Below are 18,024 nucleotides of genomic sequence, written 5' to 3' on the forward strand. Positions count from 1 at the left end.
CAGTACCAGGCAACACGATCCTGTTTGGGGCTGCAACGGTTTACTTCTACTTGGTATCGATAGAAGGCTACTGGCAGAGTTCAGATACCTCTCTGCCCTCATTTCTGTTCAAGCCATTTATTAGTGACTCTGCCAACTTAAACAACCTCTACGCTGCGCTATTCACCTCAACCTTCTGGATTGCAGCAATCCTGAGTTTGTCGATCAACGCAGTCCAGGCGAAAGTCTTGCGGGACGTGAATATTGCAATGGCGAGACAAGAAGCCGAGGAAGCTGCCAAAAACCGCATGGTAGAGACTCCAGACGACGCAATTGACTATGCACACCATAAAGCAGAGGTCTACCACAGTGCAGGGATGAAGGCAGTGAAGGCTAAGGGAGCGGTCATCATTTTGACTTACCTGATTGACTTCTCAACTGCTTTTAGAAACTTCCCAATCAATCCTCTAAACGGTGTTTGGCAGTGCTTCATTAACATCTGTTGGGTGCTGATTTCGGTCTTTGCCGCAGAGTTAATCACAACGTTCTTTTTAGAAGCGATCGAGGATGCAAAACGCCACTTCAGGCAGTATCCAAAAACTGAAGTTGTCAACTAATTCAACAAGCAACAGGGTAGGGTGTCATGCCTTGCCCTTCTTATTTGCAGGAATGGAAGGATGGAAAATTTCAACGAGACAGCGTTTGATGAATTGCTCAGAAAGGGTGAGATCCATGACGCTTTGGAGATGAGGTTAGAGGATTTGGAGGTGAAAGCCGGGGGCAACTGTGCAGAGATTGAGGCTGCAAAGATTTCCAGTGCTGCTATGGTCATCACGGGATTTGTTCTAGCGACCCCCGTGACTGCCGTTTTTGCGGGAATGGGCGCGATCGCCTATCTGTATTCAGTCGCCTCAGACTTTCACCAGACGCATAAATTCGCGCTCTTCCCACTGGTCAGAACAGGGTTCGGGGATTTGCTTTCAGGGGTTGGGCTGGCTGCGACGGGGCACTCAAAAAGAGAGGATGCTGACGACATTGCACGGGCTGAAAGTTATCTCTCACCCAGAGAGTCTAAAGAGTATCGCTTGCTTGCGACGAACCCCGATCGCGTCTCGAAGTGGCTCTTAGAACAGCCTGCGGAGAAGCGATCGCTTGCCTACAAATCGCTGACTCGCAATTTAGGAGTGAAGCAGATTTCAGCCTCTACCACGCAAACTCCTCAGCCCGTGTTAGGAGAGTCCCCAGCTTCACCCGTACAAACTCAGCCGACTCCTGAATTTAGCCAGCCGGACGCTGCCAGCAACTCACCAACCAACAAAAGTGAACTGCTAGACCGTCTCAAAGTTGAGTGCCCCAGTCTGCTCAGGCTGATCAAGTCTCAACCGATTCGCGCTGTCGGTACTCAGAGAACCGGGAAAACGACGCTGGTTAAAAAGATGGCCCTGCTGAGAATGTTGCTGCTTCAGAATCACAGTGTCATTGCCTCCACGCCTCACTATGAGCCTGAGAATCCCTACCCAAGCGTCTTTAAGGTAGTGGGATGGAAGAATAACAAACGCGACTATACAGGTATCGCGGCTCAATTAAATGCGATGTCGGAGCGGATTGAGAATGGCGATCGCTCCTCAATCACAACCGTGTGGGATGAGTTCGGACTGTTTGACAGAGTAATGGATGGAGAATCACTAACGGCGATCATCACGTCCAGCCTGAGAGAAGCTACCAAGCATGGCGAGTATCCCGTGTTCATCGTGCATGGTGAAACTCAAGCATTTCTACCAGGCACTAAGGGACTCGTCACAGTATTTTTAAGTTCTACGGTTCGTGTCGAGACGATCGGGGAATTAGTGACGGGTGTTGATGGACTGGACGAAATGAAACCAACGGGTAAATTCAAAATTAAATGGCTTGATGGCAACACAGAAGAGGGACAGATTCCCTCCTGGTTAACTGAAGAATTTTTAATCTCTCTATTGCCTGATTCAGTTATTAGAAGAAGCCAGGCTGTAAACACTCAAGAGAAACCTGCTGAGACTTCATCTAAAAGTGAAACATCTAATCCAGTTGATCAACTCAATAAAATGTGGAATTCGGATACTGTCACACCTCCACATGAAGAGGAGGAAATGAGCCTAGAGGTCGCTGGCACAATCCTAAAAGTTGCTGACGATCTTGGTAGCTACATCAAATCGAGAACCGACGTTGCCGCCTGGAATGTTAGCTCAGTCAAGAAAGCGAACAAGAAGTTTAGACAGTATGGTAACGCCTTCATCATCAAGGCGTTTCAAATATTAGCAATATCTGATGAAGGTAGATGGGACGGTGAAAAGTTTATCCCTAGATAGTCCTGTTTTCTAACATTAATGGCTTCCAGGGTGTCTAGGGTGTCCAGGGTGTCTAGACACCAAAAAAACGGGGTGTCTACCCCGGTGTCTACGGACACTCAAGGGGTGTCACCTGTTAGACACCTTCCCAGACACCCTGGACACCTGTTCGGACACACGAACGGACACCTTTAGACACCTCAATCGACACCTTCTACAAACTGCCCATCAAATTATTAGTTAGGCACTCAACAATGAGCGAATTAGAGCCGATTCAATGGTCTATCAACATTCAGAAACTCAAGCAAACGAGAGTCTACGTTTCTTGCGTCTGCAATCTACCAAATGAGGTTAGAGATAAAATGTCTGCAACCGAAGTTATCAAGTCGCAGGGGACGTTCTTGCTAGGCTTCAGTGCATTTCCCTTGGTTGGTGAAGTGTTCCCTTATCAAAGGCAAATTTGGAAGGTGAAAGCGATCGTGCAGTTCCCTCACCGCTACAAAACTAGAGAGATGAAATACCCCGCAATCGCTACACTTGAATGGGTTGGCTCATACGAATCAATTGAGGAAATCATCACGGGATATCTCAGTTTGGAGGGCAATCTATGAAGCGCAAAAAGATTGAAGGTTATCGAATACCGATCGATGAACTGCTACCAGAAGCAGAGGCAATCGCACTTCCACCCATTAAGAAGATTCTCAGAAAAGAGCCACTCTACAGGGTCGCAAAACAGAAAAATAATTGAGCAAGTTTGAATTGGAGTTTGGCGCATTTGACTCGCTCCAATTCAAACTTGCTCAATGATGTTTTAGTATCAAAAAATCTTCATAAAAGTAGCGTTGTTTTATTGGGCTTCCTTCGATTAATTTGGGTCAATTCCACCTATATTTAGTCATAACTATGAAGCTAGGAAGTCGCAAAGAAGCTACTAAAGTACTTGCTTGCAGCGCGTCAACACTGAAACGATACAGGTTCGACCCAGCTTCAGGGTTGATTGAAGGAGTTCACTTTTTTCGGTGGAATTCCAGGGTAGTTAAGTACAACCTCGATTTGCTTCAAGACTGGGCAATCCATCGAAATGACCGCCACGAACACCAAAAAGCGATCGACGCTTTTCTAGCGGGTCTGCCTTGCAATCAATTGCAAATGAAGGGCCGCAAGCCAGCCAGTAAGTAAAGAACTCTCTACGCTATTGCGTTGATTTATTCAGGTTTTAGGTTTTTTAATGGACTTATCGAGGAGGTAAGTAGATGGTGCGACCACGATCGGAGAGCCTGCCTTTAGATGTCAAAGTTACCGCTTCGCTCAATGAAGTGGACTTTGCAGCGCTGGCGTTAGAGGCAGAATCAATCGGTGTTAGACCTGCGTCTTTCGTCCGACAAATCCTTCGAGAATATTTGAGATCCCGTGACTCAAACCAAGTTTCAGCAAAAAAACAGGTCGAAGTAGCTTAAACACCTCGACCTGTTTTGATTTATTTACTTTGAAAAGTTCGTCGCTTGACAGGCAGAGCTTTTCAGGGGCTAACTCATCAATCAACCAAAGTACGAATGGCTAAGACTCATCGACATTTGGAGGGCAATGATTAACGATTACGGGCACATTATAGCGCAATCAGCTAGAGCAATCAAGAGCTTATCGAGGCAGCTATCCGGTTGGGGTGCGACAGGGCTGACCTACTTGCCATACAGCGATCGTGCATCTTTACTGGTCGATCGCCTGCTACAAATTGCAGAGTCGGATTTGGGGGACAAAGAATGAATTACCCCAAATCGAAAGCACTTCCCACGAATAAAGGGCGCGAGTGCCCCGTGTGTGGTGACGTTGGCGGCAAGTGTCGCACCTTCACGGATAAGCCTCTCGTGCTGTGCATGACGAGTGATTTTGCCCCCGGATGGAAAGATTTAGGTTTCACGAGAGACGGGCTATGGAAGCAGTTTGTACCCGATACTGGAGCGACGTTCGATCGCGCTGCATACCTTGATCGCAAGCGGGAAAAACCAGCACCGGTCACAACGATGTCTGTTGAGGAGCGCGATCGCTGGTATCGGGCGATCGTCGGCTCACTCGAATTAACGCCTGAAGATCGCGAGTATCTGAAGTCTGTGCGCCGCATGAGCGATCGCGAGATTGAGCTATTTGGCGCTAGAAGCTATCGGAAGGGGCAAATGCTGACGATTCAGGTTCCCCGTGATTTGCCTGGCATCATTACGTTTGCAAATGGGGAGCAATCCTTGCCGGCGGCAGCAGATGGCATCTATTTTCCAATTTGTGACGAGCGGGGGCAGTGGCGCGGGCTGTCGATTCGATTTACTGAAGCGTTAGACGGGCGGCGTTACGGGAACTGTTCGAGCAAGCAGAATCCATACAATCTGGATAATGCTGATGGCGAACAGCCGATCGCTGTCCATTTTCCGATCGACCGTGAACCCACTGGAATCGCCTTTTGTGAGGGGACAGGTTTCAAGCCGTTTCTTGCGGCACAACGTACCGGAAAGGTTGTGATCGGCTGCTCTGGGGGGAATTTCGCAGGGTCAGAAAGTCAGATCAAATCAGCGCTGGAATTCTTATGCGACGTTTCAAAAACGGCAGTTCTTTATCCTGACGCTGGATCAGTCCAAAACAATCAAATTATCACTCAGTATTGGCGGGCGTTTGAACTCTGTCGAGCGCTAGGTTACGAGCTACTTTTTGCGTGGTGGGGCCAGAAAGCAAAACAGCAGAGCGACGTTGACGAGACAAGCTCGGTTGAAATCGAATTTGCTCAACTGTTGACATGGGCTGAATTTCAGAAACTATTTGAAAACAAAAACGAGGTGAAACCATTGCTGGCTCAAGCGAATCTGCGCTCCAATGTTGTCGATTTCCCGCCTCTTTCCGCTCGATCGATAGGCGACAAGATTAGGCATTTGCTGAGTCAAAACCTCAACCAGCCTGACTTGCAGACAGAGAAAATTGAATTGCGATCGCAAAGTACACTTTCGGAGCGCGAATTTGAGTCACTTTGGTCAAGCCACGTAGAAGCTTTTGAGGAAGATTCCGAAGAATTCAAGCTTGAGCAGACACAGAAGATCGATCAGCTATTGTCTGCCCAAAAGTCAGAACTGCAATTGGATGAGGTGCTGCCTGCTCAAATTGCAAGTCCTCTGAACCAACTTGCTAAATGGCAAAATTTGAGGCCAGAACTTTACCTGATGACGATGGTGACGACTATCGGATCTCTTGCACAAAATGGGACAAAGTTGGTTCTGCAACGGTCGATCGGCTTCGAGGTCACGCCTAACATATTCACCGCGATCGTCGCAGAGTCGAGCCAAAAGAAGAGTCCAGTTCTTAAGGCAATTTCTAAAGACCCGTTGCGAGAACTTGCAAAGATCGACAAGTCCGAGTTTGAAGCAAAACATCAAGATTGGGAATCTCGCAAGAAAGCAGCCGAGGTGGAGAAACAGGAGTTTAAGGAGCAAGAGCCAGCGCTGCCTATTTACTACTACACGAAAGCGACAGGTGAATCGATCCTACGTCAAGCCACGAGAGTTCCTCACCGAGGGCTATTGAGCTTTAGCGACGAACTAGCAGGCTATTTCAAAAGTCTCAATCAGTATCGGAAAGGCTCTGATTTTGAAGATCTACTGAGCTTCTACGACGGTTCTGGTGGTGTAGTCCTGCGAACTGATGGGGTTAAGGATGATGTCGATTCTTTGAATTTCGGCATTCTGGGTGCGATTCAACCTCAAGTCCTGAGAAAGCTTTTAGGTGATTGTGAGGATGCCAACGGTGGTTGGGCGCGATTTTTCTTCATTCAGCAACCGACAGTTGCGAGTAGCCTACCGGACGAAAGCAGCGACTTTGACCTCACAGGAATCTTAGAGAGCATCTACTACGTGATTTCGCGCTATGCCGCAACTGAATATACATTGAATCCCCAAGCTTTCCGGTACTTCCAGAAGTGCTACAACACGCTGGAAAAGCGGCGCGAAGAGGAAAGCAACCCTGCACTGCGATCGGTGTTTGGCAAAACCGAAGGGCGAATTGGCAAGATCGCTTTGTGCCTGCATCTACTGGAGTCTGCGGTCAGGGGCATCGAACCGCCACGGCAAATTGAGAAAGCCACGATCGAGAAGGCGGTCAAAATCTCTAAGTTAGCGATCGACCAAATCAGATCAATTTATGGACAGTTTGACGAGATTGACACATCGCCTGTTTACGCAGCCCTAATCGATTTGTCCGAACGCAAGGGGTCACTCACTGCCAGAGATGTTCAACGGGGCTGCAACGTTTTGAAGAAGTCCAAGGTCGATGCCATCCGCCGTATTTTTGGCGAACTAGTCAAATTAGGCTACGGCTCGATCGAGGGTTCAGGTATAAGAATGCGCTGGTCGATTAAGCGATCGGTGCCCGTCAGTGACAACGCATCACCGACAATTGATCATTTTGTCGGTGATGCACCGACAAACCAAGAACAGCTACCGACAAATGCTGAAGTGGTTGCCCTGACTGAAGTAGAAGCCGTTGAAGACAACCATTTTGTCGGTGGTTTGTCGGTGGCTGTCGGTGGGGCACCGACAATTGAAAACCTTGCTATGGAAGGCGTTGAAGATTTGTCGGTGATTGTCGGTGATTTTTCTAATAAAGAATCTGATAAACCGACTGATTCGCCAGATGAAGGTCAGGTTTTGAGAAGAGGCGATCGCGTCGCATATGTCGGCACCAGCCAATCAGAACTTCGCGATCGCACCTTCATGGTTGAAGGCGTAAGAGCAGACGGTGCAGTTTGCTTTATCGTGCCCCAGGATGGCAAACCTGAATGCCTCTGGCGAATGAGCGATTGGATACTACCTGCAAATGTTTCTCTCTTAGAGGCGATCGATCATGCCCCTGCCTGAAGAATTGTCGGTGGCTGCGCTGAAGGGAGAGTGCCATCGTTTAATTGAAGCGATCGCCTATCGCCCTGGTGCGGCAAAGCTGTTGTTAGGTGCCAAGAAAATGCTGACGACGTTTTCTCAGTACAAAAAAGGTCGCTGGCAAAAAGACAGGCGATCGCGCTAATACATAATGGTGAAAGGTTGAAATTTCCCAAAAACGACTGTTTATGGCGTAAGTTTGGCGTAAGATTAAACTACAAAGCTTGAACGCCTTACATATCAACATTTTCTCAATGCTTCCCAAGCATTAGTTGCGAGTTCGATTCTCGCTACCCGCTTAGGTTCTGACTGAGTACAGCCTTTGATTTTGAGTAACACTTCTCCAACGTAAAGTTCTCCAACGTAGAGTGACCTTCGCAAGTACCAGGAGCGATCGAGATGACCCTCGCCACCCAACAGCGCCTCAGTTTCGAGGATTATCTTAAATACGACGATGGCACTGACACCCGCTATGAACTGGTCAATGGAGAACTGATTCCGATGAGTCTTGGTAGCGGACAACATGGAGAAGTCATTCACTTTATTGAGAAGCAGTTGAGTGCAGAAATTGAGCGATCGAGTTTGCCCTGGGTCGCACGTCAGGCAGTCATTGGCATTCGGATTCCCCGTGGCTACCGATGGGATACGTCTCGAATTCCTGATGTAACCGTGATTCCATTAGAACAGTGGCAAACTTTACGTAACCGTGAGGCCGTGATCGAGCTAAACGAAGCGGCCCCCTTACTGGTAGTAGAAGTGGTCAGTGAATCAACCAAAACCGTTGACTATCGAGCAAAACGGCTGGAATACAACTTTCGCGACATTCCAGAATATTGGGTGGTCGATCCTCTAGAGAGCAAAATCACTGTCTTCACACTGGTCGAGGAATTTTATGAGGGCAGTGAGTTTAGAGGCAACGATCGTATTCTCTCCGCTACTTTTCCAAAATTGACGCTGACGGTGGATGAGATTTTGACTGCGACATAGCCCCGTAATGTTTGCAAAAAGAAGTGAAAACTCTGGTGTGTAGAGAGAACCGGGGTGCGTTATGATAGTGCTTCTGAACTCTCGATCCGTCCAAACAAATCTCTTGCACTAAAATGTGAGAGAGGTGAGGTGTAGGCTGCACAATTTTGTGTGCATACGCATCGGCAGGAGGCGAACTTTTTACGGAGATACCACTGGGAAACTATTAGCATGGCCAATCAGAACACGTTAGCTATTGATGTCGGCTTTACTCACGAAGATTTTGCGGCGCTACTCGACAAATACGACTACCATTTCAGCCCTGGAGATGTGGTGGCTGGTACCGTGTTTAGTTTAGAGCCAAGAGGCGCTCTGATTGACATTGGGGCCAAAACGGCTGCCTATATTCCCATTCAGGAAATGTCGATTAACCGGATTGATAGCCCCGAAGAAGTGCTGCAATCCAACGAGACCCGCGAATTTTTCATCCTCGCAGACGAAAACGAAGATGGTCAACTCACCCTCTCGATTCGTCGGATCGAATACATGCGAGCATGGGAGCGAGTGCGCCAACTTCAAGCCGAAGATGCAACGGTGCGATCGATTGTCTTTGCCACAAACCGAGGCGGTGCCCTAGTGCGAATCGAAGGGCTACGGGGCTTTATCCCTGGTTCTCACATCAGCACCCGCAAGCCCAAAGAAGAACTCGTCAGCGAAGAGTTGCCTCTAAAGTTTTTAGAAGTGGACGAAGAGCGCAACCGTCTGGTTCTCAGCCATCGTCGTGCTTTGGTTGAGCGCAAGATGAATCGTCTGGAAGTGGGCGAAGTGGTGATCGGTACAGTGCGCGGCATCAAACCCTACGGTGCATTCATCGACATCGGCGGCGTGAGCGGTTTGCTACACATTTCTGAAATTTCTCACGATCACATCGACACGCCCCACAGCGTCTTCAACGTCAACGACGAAGTGAAGGTGATGATTATCGATCTCGATGCAGAGCGCGGTCGGATTTCGCTTTCGACTAAGCAGCTTGAGCCAGAACCCGGTGATATGGTGAAAAACCCCACCGTAGTTTACGAGAAGGCCGAGGAAATGGCTGCTAAATATCGTGAACAGATGCAAATCAATCAGCAAGGTGGTGCGGCTCCAGTAGCGGCGATCGAGGTAGCCGTTGAACCCCCTATCGACGTTGAAGTGCCTGATGCAGTTGAAGAAATTGAAGATCTGCCTCCAGCGACTGAAGAAGAATAAGGCAGGCGTTTGATTTGAGACTTTAGAGACGGGGGAGCAATCCCTCTTTTTTTTGACCGTTTTTTGACTAATTTTGGGGGTGAGTTTTGGCGATCGTTCACTGTGGGTCGAATGTGTTCTCGGATGTTCAGGCGATTTTGTTTGACAAAGATGGGACGCTGGCCGATTCTCAGCAGTTTCTCAAAGTTTTGGCAGAGCGGCGATCGCATCTGATCAACCTCCAGGTTCCCGATGTGCAGTCTGCTTTGTTGGAGGCGTTTGGTGTGCGTCAAGGTCAACTTGATCCCGCTGGACTGATGGCCGTCGGCACTCGACTCGAAAATGAACTCGCGGCGGCAGTCTGTATCGCCCAAACAGGACTGAACTGGATCGATTCTAAAACGATCGCGCAGTCTGTCTTTGAGGAAGCCGATCGCTCCTTGCCCCGCAAAGCGTCTCTAACTCCCCTGTTTGAGGGAGCGTTATTCTTGCTCAAGTCTTTAGCCGCTCTGGATCTCAGGCTGGGAATTCTCTCGGCTGACAGTGATGAAAATGTGCGAGATTTTGCCGACTATTCTGGAATTTCGCCCTATCTGCAATTACAAATGGGAACATCAGGCGGACTCAGTAAGCCCGACCCTCAACTGTTAAAAATGGCTTGCGAAGCTTTGAGCGTCTCCCCGGCAAATACGATCGTCATCGGAGATTCTCAAGCCGATATGCAGCTTGCCCGTCGAGGAGGCGCGATCGCTGCGATCGGGGTCACCTGGGGAGGAACCCGCCGAAATAGCCTCACTGATGCGAGCGTCGTAGTTGATCAGTTTGACGAAATTCAAGCCTGGGCGTGAGTGCGTGACCTGTAGTAGTCAAAAAAATGTTGCTCAGAAGCTCTCTGGGGCTTGGGTGGCTCAGTGGCGCTTCTGGCAAACCCCTGAATTTTTTTAAACAACTCATCAAAGTCGATCGGCTTGCGAATCAGATCGTTGACCCCAATCTCAGAGTAGGGAAGGGTAGACAACTCATCGTGGGCAGTCATAAAGACGATCGGCACCCAGGAAGACTGGCGGATGCGCTGTGCGACCTGATAGCCGTTTAGCCCTGGCATCATAATGTCAAGCAGCACCAAATCTGGTGGAGAGGCTTGAAACTGATTTAAAGCGCTGGTGCCATCGGTAGCAGACTCGACGAGGTAGCCTTCTGTCTCTAAGACGGTTTGCAGCAGAAATAGATTATCTGCAACGTCGTCAACAATAAGAATTCGATAGCTGTGGGGTGGCATCGTTAAAAAAGATATTGAAAGGGGATAAGAACGAACCGTATTGTGTCTCTAACTAGGTATAGTTTTTATCTAAGCTGTAGATCTCTCACTCAAGGTAGATTTCAAGGCTGTGGCAAGAGATGTTTATCTTTTCTTAACAGTTTCTTTATCGGAATGTAACTACTCAGGTTAAAAGATTGTAAGAATTTGCGAGAAAGCGTGCAAGCAACAGATTTTAGAAGGTTCAAAGTTTTGACGAGACAAGCCCCTTGAGCGACCTGACTCCTAAAACAGTGGCAATCAGTCGAGACGAGATCAGTGCGATCTATGCTCAAGGCGAAGATGCGGTGATTGCGCTGGTCGAGGGGCTAGTGCAACGAAGTGCGGTGCTAGAAGCGCGAGTCGAAGCGTTAGAGAACCAACAAGCAAAAAACAGTCGCAATAGCAGTAAACCGCCGTCAGGGGATGGGTTCAAGCCGAACCCGAAAAGCCAACGGCGCAAGAGTGAGCGATCCAGTGGCGGACAAAGCGGGCATCCGGGACAAACGTTAGAGTGGTCATCTGAGGTAGACGAAGTGATTGTCCACTCGGTTGAAGCCTGTGAAGTCTGTGGGAATTCGCTGCGTGAAGTTGCCGTTGAATCGTGGGATGTACGCCAAGTCCAAGACATTCCTGCGATTGAGTTGAGCGTGACGGAACATTGAGCCGAAGTGAAATGTTGTTCCCAATGTCAAAGCCTCAATCGAGGAGCGTTTCCCGCCGGGGTGAACAGTGTGGTGCAATATGGAGCCAGCCTCAAAAGCTTGATGGTGTACTTGCTGGATTACCAGTTGCTGCCCTCGGCGCGGGTCGAAGAACTGTTGAGCGATGTGGTTGGCTGTGCGTTGTCAGAAGCAACGCTCTACACGAGTCGAGAACGATGTTTTGACGAGTTAGAACCGATAGAAGATTGGATTTTCGAGCAAGTTGTCACTTCAGAGGTGATTCATTGCGACGAAACCGGAATGCGGGTCAAGGGGCGATTGTGGTGGCTGCATGTTGCCAGTACCGATGGCTTTACCTTCTACTTTGTCCACACTAAGCGCGGCAGAGCAGCACTTGACGCGATGGCATTGGTGCCGAACTATGCGGGTATCAGTGTGCATGATGGCTGGAAAAGCTATGCTCAGTATGAGTGCGACCATGCCTTGTGCAATGCTCACCACCTGCGCGAACTCGAATTTATTTGTGAGCGCTATCAGCAGGTTTGGGCAGAAGAGATGAGCATCCTCCTGCGCGATCTCAAACAGCAAGTAGACGATGCCAAAGCTCAAGGCGAAGCGATGCTCAACTTAGACCTCGTGCAATGGTTTGAGGAGCGCTATGCGATGCTCGTAACAGCAGGACTGGCCGCCAATCCATCGCCGGTATCACCCCCGGATGCCGTAAAATCGCGCGGACGACCAAAGCAATCGCCCGCCAAAAACTTACTCGACCGCTTACAACAGCACCAATCGCAGGTGTTGGCGTTTATGCACGATTTCCGCGTTCCTTTTGATAACAATCAAGCCGAGCGGGATTTGCGAATGATGAAATTGAAGCAGAAGATCTCCGGTGGGTTTCGCTCGGTCAAAGGGGCGCAAATGTTTGGTCGCATTCGCGGCTATATTTCCACGCTCAAGAAGCAGGGATTCAATGTGCTAGACGCACTGAAGCAAGTGTTCTTGGGCAATCCGACTATCCCTCAACCTGAGTAGTTACCTATTTACAAACTCTTGGTTGGCAAAAGCCAACCAAGAGTTTGTACTCTGTTGAAAAATTGAAGTCAGACACCCCCAAGCTGGTGGCTTGATGAATGTGACCGCCCCAAGGGCGGGTGTCCTTGCTGAAGGTGTCTGTGAGTCAATTAGAATCGTCCACTTTGCTCAAACACTTCTTGCTCTCGGATATACCGACGCACCACCTCCTCTTCAAATCCAACGGTTGAGACGGCGTAGCCCCGTGCCCAGAAATTCTCTCCCTCAAAATTGCGCTGCTTGCCTTTGAATCGACGGGCAATTGCAATGGCACTTTTGCCCTTGAGAAAGCCGATCACGGACGACACGGCATGTTTCGGCAGAATCGCAATGCACAGATGCACATGATCCACCAGCAAATGTCCTTCGATGATCTGGCATTCTTTTTGACGCGCCAACTCATGAAACACCGGCCCCAAATATTGCCGCAACTCCAAAAACATGGTCTTTCGACGATACTTGGGCACGAAAATCACGTGATACTTGCAATCCCACTTGCTGTGAGAAAGGCTTTGATACAATTCCGACATGTGTTTATCCTCCTACGGTTCGGTTCAAGCCACCGTGGGAGTTACTTTACACGCGCTCAGGAACGCCGGAAACGCTAAAAGCTGTTCAAGTCGCACTGGTAAAACCAGTGGCTTACCTTCTGAGCTACTGACAAGTTACTAAGAACCTTCCAGTTTCTCAAGGTTTTCCACGTCGGTAGATCTTCTGCATATATTCAGCCATTTTTTTCTCACTGTCCTCCTGAGCTTTCCAGTAGCGTTGAGCATCTTCTAGCAAGCCAGCCTTTTTCAAACTCTCTATTTGCTCTTTTTTTCGCTTCTCGTCGCTTTCTCTCTCTACACGCTCCACGGCTTCAAGTATCTCTCTCGCCTCCTGCTGCTGACGTTCACGCCTCTCTTTATCTCTATCTTTGAAAACAGAACCTACGATTTTTGAAAAAAGACCACTCATAGACAATTTCACCTAGACACAGTAGTTTTACTTTATATTTTTTCTAAAGCTAGAAATTAATTCCTTATTTTTCTTTAGATTTCCCAATAAGCTGAAAAATTGGTGAATTGCAGTTAGGACTGCGACATAGCCCTAATCAAAGCTTTTAGAGGATGTCTGAGAAGTTGGAGTTGGCAGATAAATCTCTGATTTTTTCGTTGGTCATCAGCGCCTAAACCCTGATTTTTACGTTCCGAACTACCCTTTTCTTAGAGTCTACAGCGTTTGCCTTTCTGATACTTAAATATTATCTTTACTGATATCAAAGTGATTCAAGATCTGAAAATTGACGAAAAAATTCGTGCAATTGAGATGTGGCATTGCTCGAATTAGAGCGTTTGTTCTGCACGAATTGTGAAATAGCGTAAAGCGATCTCGATCGCATTGACCTTAAAGCCTTGCCTCAATGTGCTAGACGCACTGAAGCAAGTGTTCTTGGGCAATCCGACTATCCCTCAACCTGAGTAGTTACATCGGAATAAGTAATTTCACTCTTTCTTTGTCTGCTGCTTTTCAGGTCTCAGATTCAAAAGAGTATTTGTGATCATTGTTAGAAGTACGATCGTCTGTTAAACAAAATCGTTCTATGTAGGGTGTGAGCTACGCGAGACACCCTGATTTCAGACGTTAGGGGTGCATTTCTAACGATCGTCTAAATAGATCTAAATAGAATCGTCCTGTGTAGATTTCAAGCATTGATGGTGCGTTGCACTAACTCAACACACCCTACCTGGTTAAATTTGGGGTTTTAATGAGATGTCAGAATCTCTGCTAAAAGATCCCCAACTTTTTGAAGAAGCCAGGGATCTAACATCAACTTTTTGAAGAAGTCTAGAGTTCAGTCTATTGTCCAGGTCTTTTTATAGAAACTGTCTCAATCTTGGTTGGCAGGCCTGCGGGATCGGTATCTTGACCAAACCACATTACAGCGTAGTGTTTGTAGACAGCAACTCCTACAGCGTTCCACTTCATTGCTTTCCAGCGTTCTTGATTGAGCATCACATCATTGTGCGCGGTGTGATCTTGCCATCCCTTAAAGGCTTTCTCAGCGGTGACATTTTCTCCATAACTGATGTAGGCATTCTCAAACCCGTAGCTGGGATAAGCCGTTTTTAGCCGCTGTGGGGCTGACCACATACAAGGATAAGTTTGGGCATCGTGGGCATCAAAGGCGCAGTTGCTCCAGCTATGAGTGAGCTTGTCTAGATTTTCTGCAAGGTCTTGGGCGTGGCGGTTGGCAACCAATGTCAGGGACTTTGAGAGCGGGATCGGTGGCAAATTATGTTGCGCGCGGTACTGGTTGACCAACTGGTAGAGCTTGGCTTCTTCGGGTTCTAGATCATCGCCATCGCAAGCCGCCGCCAACAAAACTTTTTGCTTTTGGCACACTTCGCCTCCAGACTTTCGGGCAGTTACCTGCGCCGTAGTGGGGGAAATTAAAGCAAGCGAAATTAGGGACGCAACGACCCCTGCGCCCGACCAATATTGGGTTAAATTCATGTCAATTTCCGGGTAGTGACAACAGCAGTCAGAGGGCGACTCACTTCATCAGTTCTGATTGAGAAGCGATGCTGTTAGACGATCGGGAAACACACTGCAAGAAGAGAATTCCAACCGCATTTTTTCCGAAGTCAGTGATAATGTCAACCTCTGTTTCTACGTCTGAAGTTTTCCCTGGAACGGCAGAAACTAACGGTTTTTAGGTGGCTTTGAGAGAATTAGGAATTACTACGGACTATATTTTTATCAACAAATGTTGACACTGTGCGGACACACTTCATCTAAACTTTGCAATTGCTGAAAGATACATTTTTTCTCACGATCGTCAACCACGAGATCTACATTCAGGCAGACGACAAATCCTCGACAGGCTAGTGGTTTTCTAATCTCCAGTCTCGTAACGAGGGATACAGCGACTCATATCGATGCCAGGCAGCTTCTAACTCAGAGTTTGGCGGTTTGGGAAGAATTTCTTCAAGAGCAACCACCATTTTTGGAACCGTGGCAAAGGTGTAAGTTCCAGTTCTCAGCCCTGCGAGAATGGCCGCTCCTCGTACAGAAGCTGCCGTAACGGTGACAGGGTGAAGGGGCAATTGCAGAATGTCAGCTAAAAGCTGTTTCCAGGCAGGCTCGATCGTGCCGCCGCCAGCCAGTCGTAGTGAAGTGGGTGTGATCCCAGTTTCTCGTAGTGCATTCAATCCCTGACGCAGCGAAAAAGCGACCCCTTCTAAAGCAGCCCGCATCAGGTGCGATCGCGTGTGGTGCAAGCCCAGTCCAACCCAGCTTCCTCGCGCATGGGGATCAAGATGAGGCGTGCGCTCTCCGGTCAGGTAGGGTAAAAACGTCAGTCCTTGGCAGCCTGGAGACACCGTAAAAGCCTCTGCGTAAACTTCTGACCAACTCATGCTCAACAGATTTCGTACCCATTCCAGGGCGAGTCCGGCGTTTTGCAAAGCAGCCAGGGCATACCACTGATCAGGCAATGCCGATCGATAGAGATGGGTGTGGTAGTGGGGGTGGGGAATCGGCTCAGATCGCAGGGTGGCAATTTGGGCAGCGGTGCCGATCGTGAGTTGAACGATTCCAGGGTCGAGTAAGCCACTTCCCAATAAGGCGGCGGCGGTATCTGCGGCCCCTGAGATGACGGGAAGGCCGATCGGCAAATTCAAAGATGCAGCGGCTGCGGGTGTGAGATAGCCTGCGATGTTGTGAGACGCGATCAAGGGGGGCAACCAGTCTGAGCGGAGGTTGAGTCGATCCAAAACTGAAGTAGACCAGCGATCGCTCAACAGATCAAACAGCAGCGTTCCAGAAGCGTCTGAAGGTTCGGCGGTGGCGGTTCCCGTGAGGCGAAATCTCAGCCAGTCTTTGGGTTGGAAGGCCCAGCGAGCGATGGTGTACAGCGCAAATTCGTGTTTTTGTAGCCAGAGCAAACTGGTGCCAGCCATGCCTGTGGTGATGGGATTGGCGAGGCGATTTTGTAGGTCGAGGATCGCATGATATCGATACAACTGCTCACTCGCGCGCGTGTCTGCCCAAAGAATCGCAGGGTACAACGGCTGACTGTTGGCATCACTCAAAACGACTCCGTGCATCTGTCCTGATAGCCCGATCGCTTGAATCTGATTGCCCCGATTTTGAACGGCCTTTCTGACGGCGATCGCAACGGCTGACCACCAATCTTCGGGATTCGTTTCGGCCCATCCAGGGTGAGGCGCATTGACCAGATAGGGATGAGAAGATTGGGCGATCGGAGTGCCGTCGATCGTCATCAATAGCGCTTTGACTGAACCTGTCCCCAAATCAATTCCTAACAGCATAATTTTGAGGATGTGACATACTGACTTTGGGTATGGCTGAATAACAGTGAATCGTTGGAAAGCGACATTTCTAGCGGCCCCTAAATCTCCCACGAGTGGGGGACTTTGAAAGTCCGAGAGGCCTCCAGAAGGGGGATTGTGAGGCGAATTCAGACCATCGTTCGGCAACACCTAATTTTATTGTGGTTCAAAATTCGAGATGGCTGATCCGGTAATTGTATTTGGCAGCATCAATATGGATCTGGTTGCCAGAGTGCCTCGATTGCCAATTCCAGGAGAAACACTTTTGGGACAGGGGTTTTCGACCGTTCCGGGTGGAAAGGGGGCGAATCAGGCAGTCGCGATCGCTCGCTTGGGAATTCCTGCAATCATGGTCGGACGAGTGGGCGGCGATCAGTTCGGAGAAAACTTATTGAATGAGTTGAAGGCAGCAAAAATTCAGACAGAAGATGTTTCAACGGATACTTCGGTGAGTTCTGGTGTGGCGCTAATCGCAGTAGACGATCGCAGTGAAAACCAAATTATCGTGATTGCTGGCGCGAATGGGAACGTCAATGAAGAGGATGTTACTCGATTAATCCCTCATTTATCTCACGCAACGGCATTGTTATTACAGCTAGAGATCCCGATCGCAGCGGTAAAACTGGCAGCCCAAGCCGCAAAGAAAGCTGGCGTTACGGTAATTCTCGATCCGGCTCCTGCATCCGAAATTCCCCTTGATTTGTATCCTTTGATTGACATCATCACGCCCAACGCTGTGGAAGCGGAACAATTGGTAGGGTTTCCGATCGACAGCCCTTCTCTCACTTCTGAAGCAGCAAGCGTTCTGCAAAAACGAGGAGTCAAAACGGTGATTCTCAAACTGGGTGCCAAAGGTGGATTTTGTGCAACGTCAGAGGAGGCTTTCTTTTTTCCGGCTTTTGAGGTGGAGGCGATCGATACGGTTGCTGCGGGAGATGCCTTTAATGGAGGACTTGCCGCCGCCCTCGCCGAAGGTCATTCCATCCGAGAAGCCGTAACTTGGGGAGCCGCCACCGGAGCGCTATCGACGACAAAATCAGGGGCGCAGGGAGCATTGCCCGATCGGGAGGAGGTGATGAAGCTGATGGGAAGGGATGAGGGATGAGGGATGAGGGATGAGGGATGAGGGATGAGGGATGAGGGATGAAAAGATTTTGGGCGTTGCTGAATCAGGGGATGAATTGCCCCAAAGCGGAGCGAAACCCAAGGTTCAAAGTCCCCCAATTTTGGGGGATTTAGGGAGCGAAG

At 48.9% G+C, this 18,024-nt stretch carries 19 protein-coding genes; 14 read left to right on the top strand and 5 right to left on the bottom strand.

Features of this window, described 5'->3' with window-relative positions; all coding sequences use genetic code 11:
• The 11 genes from ACJ2PR_RS00005 to ACJ2PR_RS00055 all read left to right on the top strand — a co-directional run.
• On the top strand, window positions 1–596 hold a 596-nt coding region (locus tag ACJ2PR_RS00005; protein ID WP_446875464.1), incomplete at its 5' end, for a hypothetical protein.
• 60 nt (window positions 597–656) lie between these two features.
• Window positions 657–2,324 (top strand): hypothetical protein, encoded by a 1,668-nt coding sequence (locus ACJ2PR_RS00010; RefSeq protein ID WP_446875465.1) that lies wholly within the window; start codon window positions 657–659, stop codon window positions 2,322–2,324.
• 341 nt (window positions 2,325–2,665) lie between these two features.
• Complete coding sequence (locus ACJ2PR_RS00015) at window positions 2,666–2,914, top strand: hypothetical protein (protein ID WP_446875466.1); 249 nt, start codon at window positions 2,666–2,668, stop codon at window positions 2,912–2,914.
• Entirely contained in the window at window positions 2,911–3,051 is a 141-nt protein-coding gene (locus tag ACJ2PR_RS00020; RefSeq protein WP_446875467.1) for a hypothetical protein, read from the top strand. Before ACJ2PR_RS00015 ends, ACJ2PR_RS00020 begins: the two co-directional genes overlap by 4 nt.
• Window positions 3,052–3,556: 505 nt before the next feature.
• Window positions 3,557–3,760 (top strand): hypothetical protein, encoded by a 204-nt coding sequence (locus tag ACJ2PR_RS00025; RefSeq protein ID WP_446875468.1) that lies wholly within the window; start codon window positions 3,557–3,559, stop codon window positions 3,758–3,760.
• Between the two features lie 127 nt (window positions 3,761–3,887).
• On the top strand, window positions 3,888–4,067 hold the full coding sequence (locus ACJ2PR_RS00030; protein ID WP_446875469.1) for a hypothetical protein: 180 nt from the start codon (window positions 3,888–3,890) through the stop codon (window positions 4,065–4,067).
• Window positions 4,064–7,189, top strand: coding sequence for a DUF3987 domain-containing protein (locus ACJ2PR_RS00035; RefSeq protein ID WP_446875470.1), 3,126 nt, complete (start codon window positions 4,064–4,066; stop codon window positions 7,187–7,189). The genes ACJ2PR_RS00030 and ACJ2PR_RS00035 overlap by 4 nt, the downstream gene beginning before the upstream one ends.
• On the top strand, window positions 7,176–7,352 hold the full coding sequence (locus ACJ2PR_RS00040) for a hypothetical protein (RefSeq protein ID WP_446875471.1): 177 nt from the start codon (window positions 7,176–7,178) through the stop codon (window positions 7,350–7,352). The genes ACJ2PR_RS00035 and ACJ2PR_RS00040 overlap by 14 nt, the downstream gene beginning before the upstream one ends.
• Before the next feature lie 254 nt (window positions 7,353–7,606).
• On the top strand, window positions 7,607–8,194 hold the full coding sequence (locus ACJ2PR_RS00045) for a Uma2 family endonuclease (protein WP_446858434.1): 588 nt from the start codon (window positions 7,607–7,609) through the stop codon (window positions 8,192–8,194).
• Between the two features lie 210 nt (window positions 8,195–8,404).
• Window positions 8,405–9,424 carry a 30S ribosomal protein S1 gene (locus ACJ2PR_RS00050; protein WP_446858435.1) on the top strand — a complete coding sequence of 340 codons (1,020 nt, stop codon included), beginning with the start codon at window positions 8,405–8,407 and terminating at the stop codon, window positions 9,422–9,424.
• Window positions 9,425–9,510: 86 nt separating this feature from the next.
• A complete protein-coding gene (locus ACJ2PR_RS00055; protein ID WP_446875472.1) occupies window positions 9,511–10,251 on the top strand; it encodes an HAD family hydrolase in 741 nt (246 codons plus the stop codon).
• On the opposite strand, the gene ACJ2PR_RS00060 is transcribed toward ACJ2PR_RS00055, so the two are convergent.
• Window positions 10,236–10,682, bottom strand: a complete 447-nt coding sequence (locus ACJ2PR_RS00060; RefSeq protein ID WP_446858437.1) for a response regulator — start codon at window positions 10,680–10,682, stop codon at window positions 10,236–10,238. The two genes, ACJ2PR_RS00055 and ACJ2PR_RS00060, sit on opposite strands and share 16 nt — an antisense overlap.
• 248 nt (window positions 10,683–10,930) lie before the next feature.
• On the opposite strand from ACJ2PR_RS00060, the gene ACJ2PR_RS00065 reads away from it, so the two are divergent.
• Window positions 10,931–11,365 carry a DUF6444 domain-containing protein gene (locus ACJ2PR_RS00065; protein ID WP_446875473.1) on the top strand — a complete coding sequence of 145 codons (435 nt, stop codon included), beginning with the start codon at window positions 10,931–10,933 and terminating at the stop codon, window positions 11,363–11,365.
• Between the two features lie 6 nt (window positions 11,366–11,371).
• Window positions 11,372–12,397 carry an IS66 family transposase gene (gene tnpC / locus ACJ2PR_RS00070; protein ID WP_446875474.1) on the top strand — a complete coding sequence of 342 codons (1,026 nt, stop codon included), beginning with the start codon at window positions 11,372–11,374 and terminating at the stop codon, window positions 12,395–12,397.
• Between the two features lie 149 nt (window positions 12,398–12,546).
• Here tnpC and tnpA read toward each other — a convergent pair whose 3' ends face one another.
• From tnpA to xylB, 4 genes are all read right to left on the bottom strand, one after another.
• Window positions 12,547–12,966 carry an IS200/IS605 family transposase gene (gene tnpA, locus ACJ2PR_RS00075; RefSeq protein WP_446875475.1) on the bottom strand — a complete coding sequence of 140 codons (420 nt, stop codon included), beginning with the start codon at window positions 12,964–12,966 and terminating at the stop codon, window positions 12,547–12,549.
• A gap of 157 nt (window positions 12,967–13,123) precedes the next feature.
• Complete coding sequence (locus tag ACJ2PR_RS00080) at window positions 13,124–13,396, bottom strand: hypothetical protein (protein ID WP_446875476.1); 273 nt, start codon at window positions 13,394–13,396, stop codon at window positions 13,124–13,126.
• Window positions 13,397–14,278: 882 nt separating this feature from the next.
• Window positions 14,279–14,935, bottom strand: a complete 657-nt coding sequence (locus tag ACJ2PR_RS00085; protein ID WP_446875477.1) for a CAP domain-containing protein — start codon at window positions 14,933–14,935, stop codon at window positions 14,279–14,281.
• A gap of 371 nt (window positions 14,936–15,306) precedes the next feature.
• The gene (gene xylB / locus ACJ2PR_RS00090) at window positions 15,307–16,755 is read right to left on the bottom strand and encodes a xylulokinase (protein ID WP_446875478.1); all 1,449 of its coding nucleotides are present in this window, start codon (window positions 16,753–16,755) and stop codon (window positions 15,307–15,309) included.
• A gap of 199 nt (window positions 16,756–16,954) precedes the next feature.
• On the opposite strand from xylB, the gene rbsK reads away from it, so the two are divergent.
• Window positions 16,955–17,881: a ribokinase gene (gene rbsK, locus ACJ2PR_RS00095; RefSeq protein ID WP_446875479.1), complete on the top strand. Its 927-nt coding sequence runs from the start codon at window positions 16,955–16,957 to the stop codon at window positions 17,879–17,881.
• Window positions 17,882–18,024: the final 143 nt, after the last annotated feature.

This window comes from Phormidesmis sp. 146-33 (assembly GCF_052939515.1).